The organism is Myxococcales bacterium (assembly GCA_016720545.1).
In the GTDB taxonomy this organism is placed as follows: Bacteria; Myxococcota_A; Polyangia; order Polyangiales; family Polyangiaceae; genus JAAFHV01.
In genome coordinates this window covers 620,106-638,887 of the sequence record JADKKK010000002.1, presented here as the reverse complement: position 1 = coordinate 638,887, position 18,782 = coordinate 620,106, and the positions used below count along the sequence as shown (strand labels likewise).

Annotated in this window: 14 protein-coding genes; 12 read left to right on the top strand and 2 right to left on the bottom strand. The window is 71.8% G+C overall.

The genetic code is table 11. From position 1 onward, the window contains the following. Positions 1-49: 49 nt before the first annotated feature. The 7 genes from IPQ09_06515 to IPQ09_06485 all read left to right on the top strand — a co-directional run bounded on the left by IPQ09_06515 (position 50) and on the right by IPQ09_06485 (position 9,300). Positions 50-895: a ferritin-like domain-containing protein gene (locus IPQ09_06515; GenBank protein ID MBL0193869.1), complete on the top strand. Its 846-nt coding sequence runs from the start codon at positions 50-52 to the stop codon at positions 893-895. A 60-nt stretch (positions 896-955) separates the two neighbouring features. After that, complete coding sequence (locus IPQ09_06510) at positions 956-2,020, top strand: hypothetical protein (protein ID MBL0193868.1); 1,065 nt, start codon at positions 956-958, stop codon at positions 2,018-2,020. Between the two features lie 13 nt (positions 2,021-2,033). Next, positions 2,034-3,017: an alpha-ketoacid dehydrogenase subunit beta gene (locus IPQ09_06505; GenBank protein MBL0193867.1), complete on the top strand. Its 984-nt coding sequence runs from the start codon at positions 2,034-2,036 to the stop codon at positions 3,015-3,017. Between the two features lie 14 nt (positions 3,018-3,031). Next, entirely contained in the window at positions 3,032-4,441 is a 1,410-nt protein-coding gene (locus IPQ09_06500) for a 2-oxo acid dehydrogenase subunit E2 (GenBank protein ID MBL0193866.1), read from the top strand. Positions 4,442-4,519: 78 nt separating this feature from the next. Next, positions 4,520-5,566: a hypothetical protein gene (locus IPQ09_06495; protein ID MBL0193865.1), complete on the top strand. Its 1,047-nt coding sequence runs from the start codon at positions 4,520-4,522 to the stop codon at positions 5,564-5,566. A gap of 162 nt (positions 5,567-5,728) precedes the next feature. After that, positions 5,729-7,246 carry a serine/threonine protein kinase gene (locus IPQ09_06490; GenBank protein MBL0193864.1) on the top strand — a complete coding sequence of 506 codons (1,518 nt, stop codon included), beginning with the start codon at positions 5,729-5,731 and terminating at the stop codon, positions 7,244-7,246. Further along, entirely contained in the window at positions 7,246-9,300 is a 2,055-nt protein-coding gene (locus tag IPQ09_06485; protein ID MBL0193863.1) for a hypothetical protein, read from the top strand. Before IPQ09_06490 ends, IPQ09_06485 begins: the two co-directional genes overlap by 1 nt. Positions 9,301-9,407: 107 nt before the next feature. Here IPQ09_06485 and IPQ09_06480 read toward each other — a convergent pair whose 3' ends face one another. Further along, entirely contained in the window at positions 9,408-9,617 is a 210-nt protein-coding gene (locus IPQ09_06480) for a hypothetical protein (protein ID MBL0193862.1), read from the bottom strand. Between the two features lie 53 nt (positions 9,618-9,670). Here IPQ09_06480 and mutY point away from each other — a divergent pair, with 53 nt between their 5' ends. From mutY to IPQ09_06465, 3 genes are read left to right on the top strand one after another with little or no spacing between them, the layout of a single operon-like run. Next, a complete protein-coding gene (gene mutY / locus IPQ09_06475) occupies positions 9,671-10,816 on the top strand; it encodes an A/G-specific adenine glycosylase (GenBank protein MBL0193861.1) in 1,146 nt (381 codons plus the stop codon). Then, positions 10,813-11,751, top strand: coding sequence for a diguanylate cyclase (locus tag IPQ09_06470; protein MBL0193860.1), 939 nt, complete (start codon positions 10,813-10,815; stop codon positions 11,749-11,751). Before mutY ends, IPQ09_06470 begins: the two co-directional genes overlap by 4 nt. A 59-nt stretch (positions 11,752-11,810) precedes the next feature. After that, on the top strand, positions 11,811-13,385 hold the full coding sequence (locus tag IPQ09_06465) for a TolC family protein (protein MBL0193859.1): 1,575 nt from the start codon (positions 11,811-11,813) through the stop codon (positions 13,383-13,385). 118 nt (positions 13,386-13,503) lie between these two features. Here IPQ09_06465 and IPQ09_06460 read toward each other — a convergent pair whose 3' ends face one another. Next, positions 13,504-13,932 (bottom strand): MarR family transcriptional regulator, encoded by a 429-nt coding sequence (locus tag IPQ09_06460; GenBank protein MBL0193858.1) that lies wholly within the window; start codon positions 13,930-13,932, stop codon positions 13,504-13,506. A 359-nt stretch (positions 13,933-14,291) separates the two neighbouring features. On the opposite strand from IPQ09_06460, the gene IPQ09_06455 reads away from it, so the two are divergent. Continuing rightward, positions 14,292-14,930 carry a sterol desaturase family protein gene (locus tag IPQ09_06455; GenBank protein ID MBL0193857.1) on the top strand — a complete coding sequence of 213 codons (639 nt, stop codon included), beginning with the start codon at positions 14,292-14,294 and terminating at the stop codon, positions 14,928-14,930. 139 nt (positions 14,931-15,069) lie between these two features. Next, on the top strand, positions 15,070-18,612 hold the full coding sequence (locus IPQ09_06450; protein MBL0193856.1) for an AAA family ATPase: 3,543 nt from the start codon (positions 15,070-15,072) through the stop codon (positions 18,610-18,612). Positions 18,613-18,782 lie beyond the last annotated feature (170 nt).

The window sequence follows — 18,782 nt, the reverse complement described above, 5'->3', positions numbered from 1 at the left end:
AGGCGGCGTGGAGAAGCCTTCGTCCCGGCCAACGTCGTGGTGGCTCGCGATGCTCCGCCGTCGCGCGGCGCGCATGCGCGAGGAGCACGTCGACCTCAGCGTGCCCGTCGAGTGGGAGTCCGAGCGCGAGCGAGAGGCGTGCGTCGCGTTCTTCAACGCCGCGTTCCGCGCGGAGGAGTCGGGGCTCACGCAGGCCCACGCCCTCGCCGACCAGCTCTCGGAGCGCGACCCGGAGCTGGGCGAATGCCTCCGCCTTTACGGCGACGAAGAGGGCTGGCACCGCGAGCTGCTCACCGCGTTTCTCGAGTCGATAGGCGGCGAGGTTCGACCGATGGGTCCCACGACCCGCACCTTCTATCGCCTCTACGCTCGCGCGGAGCGGGTCGACACGATCGTCCTCACGAACCTCATGTTCGAGACCATCGGCTCGACCACCTACCGCCTCGCGCTGCGCCACGTTCGCGCGCACCCCACGTTGGCGGGGGTGCGTCACATGCTCTCGATTCTCACGCGGGATGAGTCGTTCCACGTGCCGCTGAACGTCCACTTCCTGCGCGAGTGCACGCGCCTCGGCTTCGCCTCGCACCCGTGGCGCCAGCAGGCGCTGTACGACACGCTGTTCGGCGCCCTGCTCGCCTCCGCCTACGCGAGCCGCCGCCGCGCCCTCGCGTTCGACCACATCCCGTTCCCCACGCTCGCCCGGGCGTACGCCGAGCACCTCGGGAGGCTCTTCCTCCACGAGGACGATCTCCACCTTCGACCCCCGTCGCCGCTGCTCTGGGCCGTCGGTCTCACGAGCTCCCGGCTCCTGCGCGACCCGCACCCGTCCACCGTGAGCCTCGAGGCCGCGGAGGCCGCGGTGGAGCGCGAGCGCGTCGCGGTCCACGCGCTTTGACGACGCTTGGTCGCCGCATTTTGAGGCCGTCTGCGGGCCGCTTGCTGTAGGATGCGCGCCATGCAGGACGGCACTCCGGCCACCAGCGAGACAACCGCCAGCGGCGTCGCGCCCGGCGCGCCCATCGAGCGGGTCCTCTCCCCCGAGGGCGAGGCGCTCGTCGACGTCCCGATCGACGAGGGAGCTGCGGTCGGGCTCTTCCGGCACATGGTGCGGGCGCGCCAGCTCGATCTGCGCTTCATCGCGCTGCAGCGTGCGGGCGACATTCCTTTCTACGCGAGCTCGGTGGGCGAGGAGGGCGCCACGTGCGCGCCACCGTTCGCGCTCGACCTCGGCGACGCGTATTTTCCGGGTCCTCGGTCGGCGCTCGGATCGCTCGCGCGCGCGGTGACCCTCGCCGAGCTCGTCCATCAGGTGTTCGGCACCGCACGCTCGGCGACGCGGGGCCGGGGCCTGCCGCACCACGTATCCTCGCGAGAGAACGGCGTGGTGTCGGTCGGCGGCGTCCCCGGCGCCTCGCTCGTTCACGCGTCCGGGTGGGGCTGGGCGGCCCGCATGCGCGGCGACCGGCGCGCCTGCCTGGCGGTGGTGTGCGGAGCGGCGTTCGCGAGCGGCGGCTTCCACAACGCCCTGAATTTCGCGGGCGTTGGGCGGGCGAACGTCGTCTTCGCGTGCGTGGTGGACAGCGCGACGCTCTCGTCCCACACCGGCTGCGAGACAGTCGCAGAGAAGGGCCAGGCCTACGGTGTGCCGGCCTCCCGCGTCGACGGTCGTGACGCCTTGGCGGTCCACGCGGCCATCACGCGTGCGCTGGCGCGTGCCCGCGACGGGGGCGGCCCGAGCCTCGTCGAGATCGTGAGCGCGCGCGCGAAGCCCTCTGAGGACGGCAGCATCGCGCTGCCGGCTGACGACTGTCCGGTGCTCCTGCTCGAGCGCTACCTCGAGCGCAGCGGCGTCGACGTCGCTGCGCTCCGCGCGCCGCTCGAGGCGGAGCTCGAGGAGGCGTTCCGGCTCGCCGTCGCGGAGGCGAAGGCGAGCGCCTCGCCCGGCCGCGCGAGCCTCTTCGAGGACGTATACGCCGAGGTGCCCGCGCACCTCTTGTCTCAGCGCGACGCTTTTGTCTGATCGAGGCGACCCCATGACCCAGATGAATCTCGTCTCCGCCATCAACGACGCCCTGAAGGTCGCCATGCGCGCCGACGACCGCGTCATCGTGCTCGGCGAGGACGTCGGCAAGGTCGGGGGCGTGTTCCGCGTGACCCAGGGCCTGCACGAAGAGTTCGGCGAGGACCGCGTCATCGACACGCCGCTCTCCGAGGGCGGTATCATTGGCGCCGCGATCGGCATGGCCCTCTACGGGCTCTTGCCCGTCCCGGAGATCCAATTCGCCGACTTCATCTTCCCCGGCTACGACCAAATCGTGAGCGAGCTCGCGAAGTTGCGCTATCGCTCGGGCGGCGAGTATCCCGCGAAAATGGTCATCCGCACGCCGGTCGGCGGCGGCATCCGAGGCGGCCTCTACCACTCGCAGTCTCCTGAGTCGCTCTTCATCCACGTCGCCGGTCTGAAGGTGGTGTGCCCCTCGAACCCCTACGACGCGAAGGGCCTCCTGCTCGCGTCGCTGCGCGATCCGGATCCCGTGCTGTTCTTCGAGCCGAAGCGGGTCTACAGGGCCGCCAAAGGCGACGTCCCGGAGGGCGACTATGTCGTGCCGCTCTCCAAGGCGAAGGTGGTGCGCGAGGCGACCGGCCGGCGCGCGGTCACGGTCGTCGCGTGGGGCGCGATGCTCTACGAAGCGCTCGCGGCTGCGGACGAGGCCGAGCGGCAGGGCGTCTCGTGCGAGGTGGTCGACCTCCGCACGCTGTGGCCGATCGACCTCGACACGGTGCTCGACAGCGTCAAACGCACGGGGCGGCTCGTCGTGGTGCACGAGGCGCCGAAGACCTGCGGTTTCGGGGCCGAGATCATCGCCCTCGTCAACGAGAAGGCGTTCCTCCACCTCGAGGCGCCCCCCTGCCGCGTGACGGGCTACGACACGCCCTTCCCGTACACCCTCGAGATGGACTACTTGCCGCTCGCCCACCGCATTCTGCCGGCCGTCGTCGCGACGGCGAACTACTGAGTCGAAGGAACACCATGGCGCGCTGGGAATTCAAGCTTCCGGATATCGGTGAAGGCGTGACGGAGGGCGAGATCGTCGCCTGGCTCTGCCGGCCCGGGGACGTACTCACCGAGGACGCGCCGATGGTGGAGGTGATGACCGACAAGGCGACCGTCACCATCACGTCGCCGCGGTCCGGCCTGGTGGTCGAGACCCAGGGCGCGGTGGGCGCGATCGTGGCGGTCCACTCCGTGCTGGTGGTCTTCGAGCTCGACGGGCCATCGCTGGTCGCGTCGGCGGCCTCGGGCCGCGCCGGGCCCAATCCGTCCGCGGCCGACGAGGGCCCCGCGGCGACCGCCGTCGGCGACATCCGCGAGTCTCTCCCGGGCATGGGAAGGCCCGCGCTCGCAGCCGCGCCCGCAGCCGGTCCCGCACCGCGCGCAGTCCCCAGCTATTTCAACGAGCGGCCGCTCGCCACGCCGGCGACCCGCAAGCTCGCGCGCGACCGCGGCGTGAACCTCTCCGAGGTGCCGCCGACCGGGCCGCAGGGCCGGGTCACCAAGTCCGACGTCGAGGCATTCGCGGGCAGCGCCCCGGCGCCCGAGAGCGTCATCGAGACCGCGCGCCCCGCCGCGCTCGCCACCACGCCGCCCGCGGCTGCGGCCCCGGCCCCCGCGCCAGGGCAGGCCCCGGCCGCGCGGGAGCCTGTGAAGATCGCGTCGCTGTCGGACGGCTCCGCGATCCTCGAGGAGCGCGTGCCGTTCGCGGGCATGCGCCGCAAGATCAGCGCTCGCATGGCGCAGTCGAAGCACACCGCGGCGCATTTCACGTTCGTCGAGGAGTGCGACGCGGGCGCGCTGCGCGCCCTGCGCGAGCGCATGAAGGCGCAGGCTGCGAGCGCAGGCGTGAAGCTCTCGTTCTTGCCGTTCTTCGTGAAGGCCGTGGTCGCGGCGCTGAAGAAGCACCCCATCCTCAACTCCGCGCTCGACGAGTCGACCAACGAGCTTGTCTATCGCAAGGTCTACAACATCGGGATCGCAGCCTCCACCGACGCCGGCCTCATCGTGCCCGTGGTCAAGAACGCGGACAGGAAGAGCCTGCTCGAGATCGCGCGCGACATCGAGCGCCTCGCGGGCGACGCGAAGGCGGGGAAGTCCAAGGGCGAGGATCTCTCGGGGTCGACGTTCACCATCACCTCGCTCGGGGCACAGGGCGGCCTCTTCGCCACGCCGATCATCAACTTCCCCGAGGTGGGCATCCTCGGGATACATCAGATGAAAGAGAAGCCGGTCGTCCGCGACGGGCAGATCGTGATCGGCCACGTGATGCTCCTGTCTCTGTCGTTCGACCACCGGATCGTCGACGGGCACGTGGGCGCGGCCTTCGCGTACGAGATCATTGCCTACCTCGAGGACCCCGATCGCCTCTTCCTCGAGATGACGTGACGCCTCCGTGGACGCCGACGGACACCAGCGGAGGACAGGGTTGACGCGCCCGTCGGTTTTCCGTCACGCTTGCGATCGATGAGCCCTCGCCCCGTCGCCGAGCGTGCACGCGTGCGGTGCAAGCGAAACGCCCGCGCGGCGACCTGGACCGCCGCGGCGGCGCTCGCCGCGGCGGCGCTCGCCGCGCCCTCGGTGCACGCCGACGAGCCCCTGCCCACGCCGGACCGCGTCCGCGCGGCCGAAGAGGAGTACGACGCCGGCCGCCGGGCGTTCCTCGCCGACCAGTTCGAGGCCGCCGCCACGCACTTCGAGAACGCGTACCGGGACGCGCCGCGCTCTCAGGTGCTCCGAAACGCCATCCGCTCCCGGGAGAAGGCCGGTCAGCTTGCGCGGGCCGCGACGCTCGCCGATCTCGCCGTGCGCCGATACACCGCCGACGCGCAGACGCGCGATCTCGCCAACGAGGTGCTCGGCGCCGCGAAGGGACGGCTGCACGAGCTGCAGGTGCGGTGCGTGCCCGAGTGCGGCCTCACGGCCGACGGCAAGGTCGTTTCCATTGGTGATGCGCGCATCTTCAGCGTCTACCTCGAGCCGGGACCGCACTCGCTCACCTTCGGCTTCGGAGAGGGCCGGGGCGTGCAGCGGAGCTTCCAGGCAAAGGCGGGCCTCCGCGACGAGCTGACGATCGAGCCCCCTCCCGTGGCACCGAAGGCGCCGCCGCCGGCGGTCCCCGGCGCGCCACCCCGCGTCGGGCAAGAGCCGCCGGCCGCTCCTCGCTCGGGGCTCTCGCCTGCGGTCTTCTATGTGGGCGTGGGGCTCTCGCTCGCCGCGGGGGCGGCGACCGCGATCTCGGGCGTCGCCACGATCGACTCGCCGGGCAAGGAGGCGGTGCGGCAGGGCTGCGTCGGGCAGGGCACCGAGTGCCCGCTCTACCAGAGCGGGCTCGCCGGGGAGACCCGCACCAACGTTGGCCTCGCGTTCACCGGCGGCCTCGTCGTCGCGACGGGCGTGATCGGCCTCTTTTTTACAGACTGGGGGCCCAAGACCCCATCGGTTCGATCGGGCGCCGGGCTCCCGACGCTCATGATCGGCTGGCAGAGCGCGGGCCTCGCCGGGCGCTTCTGACGGCGCGCGAATCGGCGATCGACCACGCACAGGCGGTTGGGCGTATGCCCCGATCCGTGGTTTACTGAACAAGGGGAAGCGCTTGCGCGGAACCCGGAGGATCCCCTGACCAAGCTGCTGGCAAGCGACGGCGAAGGTGAACGTCTCGATCGCTTCGAGCTCGTGGCCGAGCTCGCGAGCGGCGGCATGGCGACCGTGTTCCTCGCGCGACTCAGCTCGGTGGCAGGGTTTCAGCGCCTCTACGCGATCAAACGGCTCCACCCGCACTTGCAGCGCGAGCAAGAGTTCGTCGACATGTTCCTCGACGAGGCTAGGCTCGCCGCGCGGATCCACCACCCGAACGTGGTCTCGATCCTCGAGGTGGGCGAGAGCGCCCGCGGTTACTACCTCGTCATGGAGTACGTCGAGGGCGACACGGTCGCGCACCTCTTGGCGCGCGCCGCTCAGAAGCAGACGAGGCTCCCCACCGAGGTCACGGTGCGCATCGCGCTCGACGCGCTCGCGGGGCTCGACGCCGCGCACGAGCTCAAAGACGACCACGACCAGCCCCTCCAGGTCGTGCACCGCGACGTGTCCCCGCAGAACATCCTGATCGGCGTGGATGGCACCACTCGCATCACCGATTTCGGCGTGGCGCGCGCCGCGGCCCGCCTGACCACTACGCGCACGGGGCAACTAAAGGGCAAGCTCGCCTACATGGCGCCCGAGCAGGCGCGCGGGCAGGGCGTCGATCGTCGCGCCGACGTCTTCGCGCTCGGTATCGTGCTCTGGGAAGCGCTGGCCATGCGCCGCCTCTTCAAGGGCGACGGCGAGGCCGAGACGCTCTCCCGCGTGCTGAACGACGTGGTGCCGCCGCTCCGCTCGATCGTCCCTACGCTCCCTTCAGGGGTCGAGGCCGCGGTGATGAAAGCGCTCGAACGCGATCCGGCGAACCGCTTCGCCACCGCGGCAGAGTTCGCGGATGCGCTCGAGAAGGCGGGCCGCGCCGTCCGCTGCGTGGGCTCGCACAAGGACGTGGCTGCCTGTCTCGAAGCGCACATGGGGGCCGAGATCTCCGAGCAGCGCACGGCCGTGCGGACGTGGCTCGCGCTCAGCGAGCCGAGCCGCGTGGCCCGCCGTCAGGGCGCCGAGGAGGCCTCGGGGCCGCAGGCCGTGGACCGCTCGGAGCCGCGCGGTGTCACCCCGACCGCCGCACAGCTCGAGGTCACGTCGCCGTCCGGCGCGGCCATCCGCGAAGCGTCGGGGCCGGTCATCAGCGCGCCAACTTCGGTCTCCGCTTCCTCGCTGTCGACTCTCACCGAGGCGAGCCCGAGCGAGCCGCCCCCGCCAGCGCGCCGCAAGTGGGCGCCGATCCTGCTCGCCGGCCTCGCGGGCGGGGCGCTCGTCGCGATCGTGGCCAAGGCCGGCCCCTTCGGCGCCGCGCCGGTCGCCACCCCCGCAGCGGCGCCGCCGTCCGCGACGGCCGCTCCCGTGGCTCCAGCACCCTCGATCGGCGCGCCGGTCGCGGCCGCATCTTCGTCGTCCGCGCCCGCGGCGCCGGCGCCCGCGCACGCCGAGACCACGCCCCTCAGAAAGGGGACGCGTGTGGCGACGCCCGGCAAGGCGGCGCCCGCGCCCAGCGCCACGGCCAAGTCCACCAAGCCCATCCCCGACGACATCTCGAACAATCCGTACCGCTGATGCCCACGCCCCCGTCTGTCGGCGTCCTCGCGCGCCTCTCTCTCGGCGTTGTCCTCGTATCGGCCACCGTCGGCGCGTGCGGGGCCACGCCACGCGCCGAGCCGCTCGCGCGCTACGTGGCGGTCCACAACACGCTCGCTGCCATGGGCATGAGCCAGGTCGGCCCGGTCCAGCGCGGCGCCCTCTCCGAGGGGCGCGACACGAAGCTCACGGTCGATCTCCCGCTCGGCTGCAGCACGCTCGTCACGCTCGGCAGCGACGGCGCGCGTGACCTCGACGTGGAGCTCCAGGACTCGGCGGGCAAGGCCCTAGGCCACGACACCACGAACGACGTCGAGGCGGTCGTGAGCGTGTGCGTAGAGCAGGCCGGTAAGCACACGCTCGTCGTCAAAATGTCCAAAGGTTCCGGCGAGTTCATGAGCGCGGTGTGGTCCGGCGGCGAGCGCGGCGGGCGTGGCCCGAGCGGCGCGGGCTCGGCGGCGGCGCAGGCGAGCGGCGGCGGCACCTGCGAGAGCCCCGCGGCCCTCGGGCCCGGCGTCACCATCGGCTCGACGGCGCACGGCGAGGCGAACTTCGAGGGCACGTGTGGCACCTCCTCCGCGAAGGAGATCGTCTACCGCCTCGAGGTCCCCACGCGCCAGCACGTGAGCATCGAGGTCGATCCCCGCTTCGACGCGGTGCTCTACATCCGGAAGGAGTGCACGGAGCCAGGGTCGGAGGTGGCCTGCAACGACGACGTGCAGGGCCGCCCCTCCTCGGGTCGCAACAACATGCGCCCCTCCAAGGTCGACACCGTGCTCGAGGCGGGCGCGTATTTCGTGTTCGTCGACGGCTATGAGGAGGCCGAGGGTACCTTCCGCGTGACGGTCACCTCGCGCGAGGTCCCCACCATCGCGCAGGCGTGCCAGCGCGCGCTGCCGCTCGCCGCCGGCAGCCAGCTCTCCGGGTCCACGCAGACCTCGTTCGACCACGCCCACGCCACGTGCGGCGAAGAGGCGAAGGGCGCCGACGTGGTCTACCGCCTCGACGTCGCGCAGCGCTCGCGCGTTCGAGTCACGGAGCACTCCGACTTCTCGCCGGTGGTCCACGTGCGAAAGCGGTGCGCCGAGGCCGACACGGAGGTGGGGTGCTCTTCCGACTCGATCGAGTCGGAGGACGCCGCCTTCGTGAACGTGCTCGACCCCGGTCAGTACGCGGTCTTCGCCGACGCGACCTCGCCGGAGAAGGGCGGTCGCTTCACGCTCCGCGCCGAGGTGGGCGCCGAGGCCGGCAGCGGCGTCGCGGGCGACGGCTGCGGCGACGCAGCCCCCATCGCGAGCTCGCAGAACGCGATGATCGACGGCGACACGTTCCTCGCGCGCGACGACCTCGCGGCGAAGTGCGGTTCGCCGGGCGGTGCCGATGTGGTCTACCGCGTCGACATCGCGAAGCGCTCGCGCCTCCGCGCTCGGATCGTGGGCCAGGAGGGCTCGCATGTCCTCGCGCTCGCGCGGAGCTGCGCCGACGCGAGCACGCAGCTCGCGTGCGGCACGACGCTCGACCAGGTGGTCCAGCCCGGTACGTATTTTCTCATCGTCGACGCCCGCGACGCCAAGAGCTTCGGCAAGTTCCGGCTCGAGCTCAAGACGGGCGAGGTGGGGCCGCAAGAGGGCGCCTGCAAGACCCCCCCCGAGCTGCGCTCCGGCCAGACGACCTCGGGCACGACGGCGGGCGCGGGCGACAAGTTCACCATCAGCTGCGCGGGACCGCAGCAGGGGCAGGCGAGCCCCGACCGCATGTACAAGATCGTCGTCGCGCGGCGGAGCCGAATCAAGCTCGAGCTCGCGACGCCCACGTGGGACGGGGTGCTCGCGTTGCGTCGCACGTGCCTCGACCAAGGCGGCGCGCCGCGTGGTAGCGAGTTTCAGTGCAACAACGACTCCGGCGACGAGCACCACGCCAAGATCGAGACCACGGTCGAGGCGGGCACCTACTTCGTGCACGTCGACGGCCACCAGTCGGGCAACCAGGGGCCGTTCACGCTGCTCTACTCGGCGACGCCCTTGACGCGGTGAGGCCCGATCGGCACCTCGTATCCCGCCTCGCCGACGGGCTCCCGGTCTTCGCCCAAACGATGGAAACGACTCGTCATGGTGCTGCTGGCCTCCGCCCGGGCGGGAGGCTAGCGGTCTCGCGCGTACGTGTAGGCCGTGTAGGCGCTGAGGACGTGGCAGATCCAGCCGAGGGTGCCGCCCGAGCCGAGCCACAGCCCCGGCGTCACGAGGAGCCAGAAGATGCCGCGCAGGAACGCGCCGTTGTAGATCTGCCCGGCCCCCGGGATGAGGAACGACAGGACGGCGGCGGTACCGGGCTTCGAGCGGCGAGCGGACATGGGGCCTCGAGGGGGTCGCGAGCGCGCGGCGAGCGCGAGGGAGCGCAGCGGTGGTGACGAACAGAACCAGGCGCGACGGACCGTCAGCCCGCGCCGAACGCAAACCTGCGCACGTCGAGCGGGCGGCGCAAGGTGAACCGCCAGACGCAGCCGACATCGGGGCCCCGCTCCTCGCCTGGTACCGCCAGTCGGCCCGCGCGCTGCCGTGGCGCCGCGCCGCCCCCGATCCGTACGCGGTCTGGCTGAGCGAGGTGATGCTCCAGCAGACCCGCGTGGACACCGTGGTGCCCTACTACCATAGGTTTCTCGAGCTGTTTCCGACGGTTGGCGCTCTCGCTGAGGCCCCCGAGGAGGAGGTGCTCGCGGCGTGGAGCGGGCTTGGGTACTACCGGCGCGCGCGCATGCTCCACAAGGGCGCCCGAGAAATCGCGGCGGCGGGCCGGTTTCCGTCGTCGCGCGACGAGCTGCGGACCATCTCCGGCGTGGGCCCGTACACGGCGGCCGCGGTCGCGAGCATCGCGTTCGGCGAGCCGACAGAGCTGGTCGACGGCAACGTGGCGCGCGTGCTGGCCCGGGTCTTCGCGCTGACCTGCGACATCAAGAGCACCCGGGGGAGCGCGGAGGTCTGGGCGGTGGCCCGGCGCGAGCTCCGCCGCGACGTGCCCGGCGAGTGGAACCAGGCCCTCATGGAGCTCGGGGCGACGGTGTGCACCCCCAAGCCGGCCTGCCCGGGCTGCCCGCTCGCCGCCGCATGCCAAGCGCGCGCGCGGGGCCTGGAGGGCGAGCTGCCCCGCTCGGCGAAGAAGGCGCCCCCACGCGAGGAGCGGCGCGTCGCCCTCGTCGCGACGAACGCCGCGGGGGAGCGCCTGCTAGGGCAGCGGCTCCCCGAGCTGCGCTTCGGCGGCATGTGGGAGCCCCCGAGCGCGGCGCTCGGAGCGAGCGACGACGAGGGCAGCGGGGCCGCGGCGCTCGCGGCGCTCTTGGCGACTTCGTTGGGCGACTGCCGGGACTGTGGCATCGTGGTCCACGTGCTGTCTCACCGGAGGCTCGTGGTGAAGGTGCTCGCGGCGCGGCTCGACGGCCCACCGCTCGGCCCCGCAGGCGACTACGCGTCCTTCGCGTGGGTCGGACTCTCGGCGGTGGAGCGCCGCGGCGTCAGCGCGCTGGCCCGGAAGCTCCTCGCGGCGGGCGCCACGTGAGCGGCGAGCCGCCGCGCATCGGCGTATTCGCCCGTGACGCGGTCACGCGCAGCGCGCTCGCGGCGAAGCTGGAGGAGGTGGGGTACACCGCCGAGGCGCACGGGGACGCCGCCGTCGCGCGCGCGCGCGTCGAGGCGGGAGGCGTCGACGTGGTCATCGCAGACAGCCCGAGCCTGTGCCGCGCGCTGAGGGGCCTCGGCGACGAACGCTTCGTGCCCGTCATGCTCCTCGTGATGGCGAGCGACGGCGCGGGCAGGCTCGAGGGCGTCCTCGCGGGCGCCGACGCCTGCCTCGACGAGCCGATCGAGGAGACCTCCCTGCTCTCTCAGATCGACGCCATGCTGCGGCTCAAGCGCGCCCACGCGGCGTGGCTGCGGGCGCGCGCGGAGCTCGAGCTCGTTTCGCTGATCGACCCGATGACCGGCGTCTACGGGTTCAGATACCTCCACGCCCGGCTCCCCGATCTGTTCGAGGCGGCAGAGCGGCGCCACGAGCCGCTCGCTTGCGTGCTCGTCGACGTCGACGGGCTGCGCCAACACAACGCGGTGCACGGCCGGGCCTTCGGCGACTCGGTGCTCGTCCAGGTCGCGCGGGGCGTCCGCGCGGGAGTGCGCCACGCCGACGTGGTCGTGCGGTATGGCGCCGACGATTTTCTGCTGCTCCTGCCGGCCACCCACTTCGGGGGCGCCATGACGGTCGCTGAGCGCGTCTTCGAGGCGGTCGGCTCACAGACCTTCTCGACTCCCCTCGGTCGCCAGGTGCCCGTCGCCGTATCGATGGGTGTCGCGCTCTTCCCGGGGCGCGAGGTCCGCACACGCGGGGAGCTTCTGCGGGCGGCGGCGGCGGCGCTGAGCGACGCGAAACGAGAGGGCGGGCGTCGCGTCGCCGTGTTTCGGCACGAGGGCCCCATCCTGACGCGTACCGGCGGCTCGTGAAGGCGCGCCCCCGCCCGGGGTTCGGCACGGCGCGCGCTCGTGCTAAAGGACGCGACGCGATGGTCCTCATCCTGCCCACACGTGCGTACATCCTCGCGCTGACGGTCGGGGTGTTGGTGCCAGCGAGCGCGACCGCGGCACCCTCGTCCGGGCCCTCTGCGCCCGCTGCGCGAGCCAGCGCGGTGGTCCCCGGTGTGAGCGCCACCCCCGCCGCCGACGCGTCTGGGAGGCTCCCAGCGGCCGCCACGGGCCCAGCGGGGCTTCCCGTGCCCACGGTGCCCCCGTCAGCGCCCGCGTCCGCCGCGGTCGTCGTGCGGCGCGCGGTGCACGTCTACTCGCTCCCCGAGTGCCTCGCGCTGGCCGAGCGCAACCACCCGAACCTGTGGGCGGCGCGCGCGCGCCTCGCGAGCTTCCACGCCCAGCTCGACGAGGCCAAGTGGACGCCCTTCTTCCAGGGCTGGAGCGCGAACGCGACGATCGGCGTCATCCCTCCGCTCGGGGGCACGCCGTACTACGGGGCGACCCAGTCGGTGCTCCTGAACCCGAGCTTCAACACGTCGTTCGGTCCGTTCTTTCAGTTCTCGGTGAACGGCGGCCTCCCGCTCTACACGTTCGGGAAGATCACGGGATACTGGCGCGCGGCCGAAGCGCAGATCCGCGCCGGTGAGTGGGACCTCGAGAAATTTCGCCAGCAGGTGCGCTTCGACGTGCGCCGGGCGTACTTCAACCTGCTGCTCGCCCGCGACGCGCTCTACATCGCCGACGAGGCGCTCAAGGGGGTCGACAAGGGCCTCGACAAGATCAACGAGCACCTCGAGAAGAGCGACAGCGGGTACGACGAGGTCGATCGCCTTCGGCTCCAGTTCTACAAGGACGAGCTCATCGCGCGGACGGGCGACGCGCGGCGCGGCGAGACCATCGCGCTCGCCGCCCTCCGGTTCCTGACGGGGGTGGCGACCCAGTTCGACGTGCCCGACGAGCCCCTCAAGCGGCCCGACGTGCCGGTGCGGCCGGTGGTGCGTTACCTGGCGGCCGCGCGCCTGTTTCGACCCGAGGTCAACTACGCCCGCGCCGGCGTCGCCGCACGGCGCGCGCTCACGGAGGTCGCGCAGGCGCGCTTCTTCCCCGACATCTATCTCGGCATGAACGCGAGCTACCTCATCGCGCCCAACGCCACGCAGCAGACCACCGCGTGGGTGCTCGACCCGTTCAATCGCTTCGGGTGGGGCGCGGCGCTCGGCGTGCGCTGGGGGCTCGATGTCCTGCCCAACCAGGCGAGGCTCGTTCAGGGCGAGTCGCTCCTCGAGGAGACTCGCTCCCTCGAGCGCCTCGCGCTCGGTGGCATCGCCGTCGAGGTCGAGACCGCCTACGGCGCCGTCAACGAGGCGAAGGTCCGCGAAGAGGCCTGGTCGCGCAACGAGCACCTCGCGAAGGGGTGGCTCTCCAGCGTGCGGGACGCGATCGACCTCGGCACGAAGGATGAGCGCTACCTCATCGAGCCGACGCGCTTCTACATCGGCGCCCGCGTCGCGCACGTGCAGGCGCTCATGGACTACAACATCGCGCTCTCCGAGCTCGCCCGCGTGAGCGGGATCGACTCGGTCGCCCCGGACGCAGGCCCCGGCGGCGGCTGAGCAGCCTCGGCGCGAGCTTCGCCGACCGGTGACGCGCCGACGCCTCGTGGTGGCCCCCCGCGCGCGCTCCCCACGCCGTCGCCACGCTCGCCGCCGCGCTTCGCGCTGGAGTGGTCGGTCAGCCCTCGGACTCGAGCACCTTCGCGAGCACCTCGAGGGCCTCGATCACGCGAGCGCGGTCGGCTCGCGGGAGCTTCTCGACGAGCGCGCCGAGCGCGCGCTGCGAGTCGGCCGTCACGGCGTCGGCCGTGCGCTTGCCGCGCGGGGTGAGGCGCACGTCGGTCTGGCGACCGTCGCTCGTGCCCTTCTTCCGCGTGATGTAGCCCTCGCGCTCGAGCCCCGTGAGGTTGCGGCTCGCCGTCGACGGGTCGATCCCGAGCAGCGTCGCTAGGGTCGATGTCGAGAGCGCACCGCGCTGCGCGATAAGCTGGAGGGTCTCTGCCTGCTGGGGGGTAACCTCGCCGGCACGGGCGCGCTCGCGACCCATCTTGCCGAACCCTCGGGCTACCGACACCACCGCTCTTGCGAACCTGTCTTGCTCGGCCATGTGGAGACCCTGTACTCTACAACTTCCGACCTGACGTCAAGCGTGAAAGCGCGAGAGGGGCGTATTTCAGCGCCCAGCGAGGTCACGATGCCTCACTCCGCCGACGCGCGCGGGGCACGAGAGGCGAGCCTGCGGGCTCGGGGCCGCACCGCAGCGCCGGCGAGCTCCGCGCGTCGCGGCGCCCCGAGCCGCACGGACGCGACACGCGCGAGCCCTCTCGCGTCTTTTTTGCGTTCCGGTGCGCAACGAAATACGCGGTATTTGCCGAGAGAATCGTGCTTCTGCGGGTTGCACGTGTACGGCGCGCGCACTAGTGTGCCGGCCGAACGTACCGGGCGACGCGCCCCAGGCGAGGACACATGCAGGCGACGAAAGACGACGCACGGCCCACCACGACGCGCATGTTCGAGAGTGACTTGGTGGAGCGTTTCTCGCGCATCAACCCGGTCACACCGTTCGTGTTCTGGCTGCCCGTGCTGTGCTTCTTGCTCGGCCGCGCGATCGTGCGTCACGAGGTCGCGCCGCTGCCGATGGCAGCGCTCGTCGTGGGCGGCGTCTTCTTCTGGACCTTCGCGGAGTACGTGCTCCACAGGTACGTGTTCCACTTCGTCCGCGATTCGGCGTTCTGGCGCCGCTTCCACTTTCTGATCCACGGCGTCCACCACGACTTCCCGGACGACAAGGACCGCCTCGTGATGCCCCTCGGCGCGAGCATCCCGATGGGCGTGGGCTTCTTCACGCTCTTCTCGCTCACGATGGGCGCGGTGGCCGAGCCCTTCTTCGTCGGCTTCGGCCTCGGCTACCTGGCGTACGACGGCACGCACTTCGCGCTTCATCACTTCAAGCTGAGCGGCTCGATCGGCAAGGCGCTCCGTAAGCACCACATGCTGCACCATCACCTCGACCACGCGGGTGGCTTCGGGGTCTCGTCGCCGCTGTGGGACCTCGTCTTCCGCACGATGCCTCAGCCGCGAAAGCGCGCGGCGAAGAGCGCCTGATCCCAGCGAGGCGGGGGCCTGGACGCCGCACTGCGTGGGCGACCCGGCGGGCGCGGGCTCGCGCTTAGGGCCTTGCCTAGGGCGGGCTCGCGTAGCGTATGCTGCGGGCCCGTGATGCGACGAAGGAAGTCGGCTCCCCATGAGTGATGACAAGGCCAAGGCGGCGGCGACCGAAGACAAAAAGTCCGAGATCGGGACCGTCCTCGTGTCGCGTTACGAGGTCATCCGCGAGCTCGGGCGCGGCGGGATGGGGGTGGTCTACCTCTGCAAGGACCTCGTCACCTTGGAGCGCGTGGCGCTGAAGCGCCTGCGCTCTCCCGACGAGTCGAAGTCGACCCGAGCCGAGGAGAGCTGGTGGTTTCAGCAGGAGGCGCGAGCCGTCGCGTCGCTGGATCACCCAGCGATCGTGCGAGCGCGCGACTTCGGCACCCTCGCGGACGGCTCCCCGTACCTCGTGATGGACGCGCTCCCGGGGCGGAGCGTCCACGAGTGGATGCACACGACCACGATGCCGTGGTCGGTCATCTGGAGCCTCGTCGATCAGACCCTCGCGGGCCTCGCCCACGCGCACGCCCGCGGCGTGATCCACGGCGACATGAAGCCGTCGAACGTCATGCTGGACCTCGCCACGACGGGGAAGGGGCCTCGCGCGTACGTGCTCGATCTCGGCCTCGCGTGGCTCCGCCAGTCTCTGCACGATCCGCGCCTCGATGGCGGTCCGGAGCCCGAGCTGGCCACGCACTCCGGCGCGGGCACGGTGGGCTGGGTGGCGCCAGAGCAGATCCGAAAGTCCGCGTCGCAGGTCGGGCCGGCGACCGACCTCTACGCGCTGGGGTGCATCCTTTACCGCGTGCTGTCGGGCAAAGAGGTGTTCGAGGGCACGGCGCAGGAGGTGCTCCGCGCCCACAAGCGCACGGCGGTACCGCCGCCGATGTTGCCCGAGGGCGTGCCCGCGGGGGTCGCCGCTTACGTGCAGCGACTCCTCGCGAAGCGGCCATGGCACAGGTTCGAGCTCGCGGCCGACGCCCGCCGGGTGTGGGCGCAGTTCCGGCCGCGCCACGCCTTTTCCATGGAGGAGACCCTCGTCGCGACGGCGGCCAGCACGCCGCCGGCGGCGCCCTCGTCGGCATCGCAGTCGCAGGAGGTGGGGCGCGCGATCACCGCCGCGCGCTCGCTCGCCCCGGGCCTCCTCTCGCTGCGCCCGTCACCGATGGTCGCCCGCGAAGAGGAGCGCCGGGAGCTGCTCGACATCGTGGGGAGCGTGTGCTCGGGCAGCGGACCGCCGCAGCGCCTCGTGGTGCTCATCGGCGAGGCAGGGGTCGGCAAGAGCCGCCTCGCAGAGTGGGTGTGCGAGCAGGTGCATGAGCGCGGGTTCATGTGGCCTCTCCGCGCGCGCTACGGCCGCACGCCCTCTCCGCTCGACGGCCTGACGGGCGCCATCAACAACTATTTCGCGCTCCAAGGGGTCGATCGCGACACCGTCGAGCAGACCCTCATCGACCGGTGGGAGGTCGACAAGGACGACGACGACGAGCTCTCGTGGGTAGCCGCGACGGCCGAGTGGCTCCGCCCGACGGCGCCGGGGCAGATGCCCCCGGTGGGCCCATCCGGCAAGCGCTTCGTTCTGGATACACCGGAGCTGCGCTGGGTCGTCGTGCGTCGCGTCCTCGAGCGCATCGGCCAGGAGCGGCCGATCCTCATCTGGTTCGACGACCTCCACCTCACCTCCAACAACACGTTCGACATGCTCTCGCGCCTGCGCCGCGAGGCGCCGAAGCTCCGTCTCGTCATGCTGGCCACGGCGCGCAGCGAGGCGCTGGAGACCGACCTCGACACCGCGCTGCGCATGGAGGCGATGCGCGTCGAGTGGCGCGGCAAGGTGTTCGATCTCCGCCCGCTCGGGGCCGACGAGACGCGCTACCTGCTGAAGGCGACGCTCCCGCTCGCCGACGAGGCGATCGTCACGGCGACCATGCAGAGCCGCGGCAATCCGCTCTTCGCGCTCCAGCTCGTGCACGCCTGGGCTGGAGGTGGCTACCTGAAGCTCGAGAGCGGCCGTTACCGGGTGCCGGACGCCGCGCTTCGAGGGCGCGCGATCACGACCGCCGAGCTGTGGGACGAGCGGCTCCGCGGTGTGCCCACGGACCTCCGCCTCGCGGCCTATGCGGCGGCGGCCCTCGGCGACGACATTCGTGGCATCGTGCTGCGCGCGCTCGTCGGCGCGCTCGGGATGGACGCGCGCGACGCGCTGGTCGCTCTCACTCGGGCGCAGATCCTCCTCGCGAGCGGCAACGATCAGTTCCGCTGGGCGCACGCGCTGCTGCAGGAGCACCTCCTCGGACGCTTGGTGGAGCGCAACGACTCGCCGGCCATCTTCCGCCTCGCCGCGAACGCCCTGGCGAAGCACCCCGAGGTCGGCTCGCGGCGCATCATGAAGCACCGCGTGCGGAACCTGCTGCGCGCCGGCGACGACGACGTGGCGTCCCGCCTGATGTTCCGGTTCATCGAAGGCGCGTGGGCGCGCGGTCGAGACACCACGGCGACACTGAGGGATCTTCAGCTCCTCGACGGGCGCGTCACGGGCGGCGCGGCGGCTGAGTACGCCTACTGGCGCGCGGAGGCCCTCCGCCACATCGGTCGCCTCGAAGAGGCCCGCGAGCAGGCCGAGACCGCGCGCCGCGCGTTCGAGCAGGCCGGCGACAAGGCGCGCGAGGCGCACGCGCTGCGGCTCCTCGGGCACCTCGCGTCCGACCAAGGTGCGCCCGCCCAGGGCCGCACGCAGGTCGCGCTCGCGCTCTCGCGGTTCGAGGAGCTCAGCGATGCACGCGGACACGCGCAAGCCCTCGTCGTTCTTGGTGAAATCGACTACTTGCTCGGGGAACACGCGCGGGCACGTGCGGTGTTGGGGGAGGCGAGCGAGCGGTCGGAGGCGGTCGGCGACTCGCTCGGTTTCGCGCAGTGCCTCATCCTGCTCGCCATGATCGAGACCGCCGTGGGAGGCTTCCGCCGGGCCGGAGCGCTGCTCGTCGAGGCGCGGCACGCCTTCGACTCGATGGGCTATCGGCTCGGGCTCGCGCAGTGCGACGTCGTGCTCGGCCACGCGGATCACCGCGCGGGTGAGCTCGACGCCTCGCGCACGCGCACGCTCGCGGCGCGCGCGGCGTTCCGCGAGCTCCAGAACCCCCGCGGCGAGGCGGCCTGCGAGCGCCTCCTCGCGATGATCGCCCTCGACGTGGACGACTTTCGCGCCGCCCGAGCGCACGCGGAGGTGGCCGCCAAGATCTTCGAGCGCCTCCAGGATCCGTGGGGCGACCTGGAGGCGAGGCTCTTGCTCGCGCAGGTGGCGCTCGCCGAGGCCTCTCCCGACGCGGAGCGGTCGATCCGCGACTGCGAGAAGATCGTGCTCGACGAGGCCGAGCCGCGCCAGCATCGGCACCTCACGCTCGCGTGGCTCGCGCACACCCAAGACCGCATGGCGGACGCCGCCCTCGAGCTCGACCGCGCGCGCGCGGCGTTCGGCGACAAGACCCGGTGCGGGGATCACACACCACAGCTCCTCCAGCGCTTCGCCCGCATGTCCTGGGACAGCGCGGCCGACGAGAAAATCGCGGCCTGGCTGAGGCTCATCGAGGCCGCCAACCCCGACGACGGCTCGGCGCACATGCCGACGTTCCCGCGCTGACCTCGCGTGGGCGCGTCCGAGCGCCCGCGCGGCGTCCCGCTTGCTCGCGGGCACGACCTTGTGTAGGGTCCCGGCGCATGTCGACCCCGCAAGACCCCCCCGTTCGCAACAAGCAGAAGAAGCGCCGCACGAAGAAGCTGGCCGCGTGGCGCGCAAAGCAGGCCGAGACC

Excerpts from the sequence above, each read along its gene's own strand:
- IPQ09_06505 (MBL0193867.1), top strand. The coding sequence starts at position 2,034 with ATGACCCAGATGAATCTCGTCTCCGCCATCAACGACGCCCTGAAGGTC.
- IPQ09_06480 (MBL0193862.1), bottom strand. The coding sequence starts at position 9,617 with ATGTCCGCTCGCCGCTCGAAGCCCGGTACCGCCGCCGTCCTGTCGTTC.
- IPQ09_06460 (MBL0193858.1), bottom strand. The coding sequence starts at position 13,932 with ATGGCCGAGCAAGACAGGTTCGCAAGAGCGGTGGTGTCGGTAGCCCGA.
- IPQ09_06450 (MBL0193856.1), top strand. The coding sequence starts at position 15,070 with ATGAGTGATGACAAGGCCAAGGCGGCGGCGACCGAAGACAAAAAGTCC.
- IPQ09_06500 (MBL0193866.1), top strand. The coding sequence starts at position 3,032 with ATGGCGCGCTGGGAATTCAAGCTTCCGGATATCGGTGAAGGCGTGACG.
- IPQ09_06495 (MBL0193865.1), top strand. The coding sequence starts at position 4,520 with ATGAGCCCTCGCCCCGTCGCCGAGCGTGCACGCGTGCGGTGCAAGCGA.
- IPQ09_06465 (MBL0193859.1), top strand. The coding sequence starts at position 11,811 with ATGGTCCTCATCCTGCCCACACGTGCGTACATCCTCGCGCTGACGGTC.
- IPQ09_06515 (MBL0193869.1), top strand. The coding sequence starts at position 50 with ATGCTCCGCCGTCGCGCGGCGCGCATGCGCGAGGAGCACGTCGACCTC.
- IPQ09_06485 (MBL0193863.1), top strand. The coding sequence starts at position 7,246 with ATGCCCACGCCCCCGTCTGTCGGCGTCCTCGCGCGCCTCTCTCTCGGC.
- IPQ09_06455 (MBL0193857.1), top strand. The coding sequence starts at position 14,292 with ATGCAGGCGACGAAAGACGACGCACGGCCCACCACGACGCGCATGTTC.
- IPQ09_06510 (MBL0193868.1), top strand. The coding sequence starts at position 956 with ATGCAGGACGGCACTCCGGCCACCAGCGAGACAACCGCCAGCGGCGTC.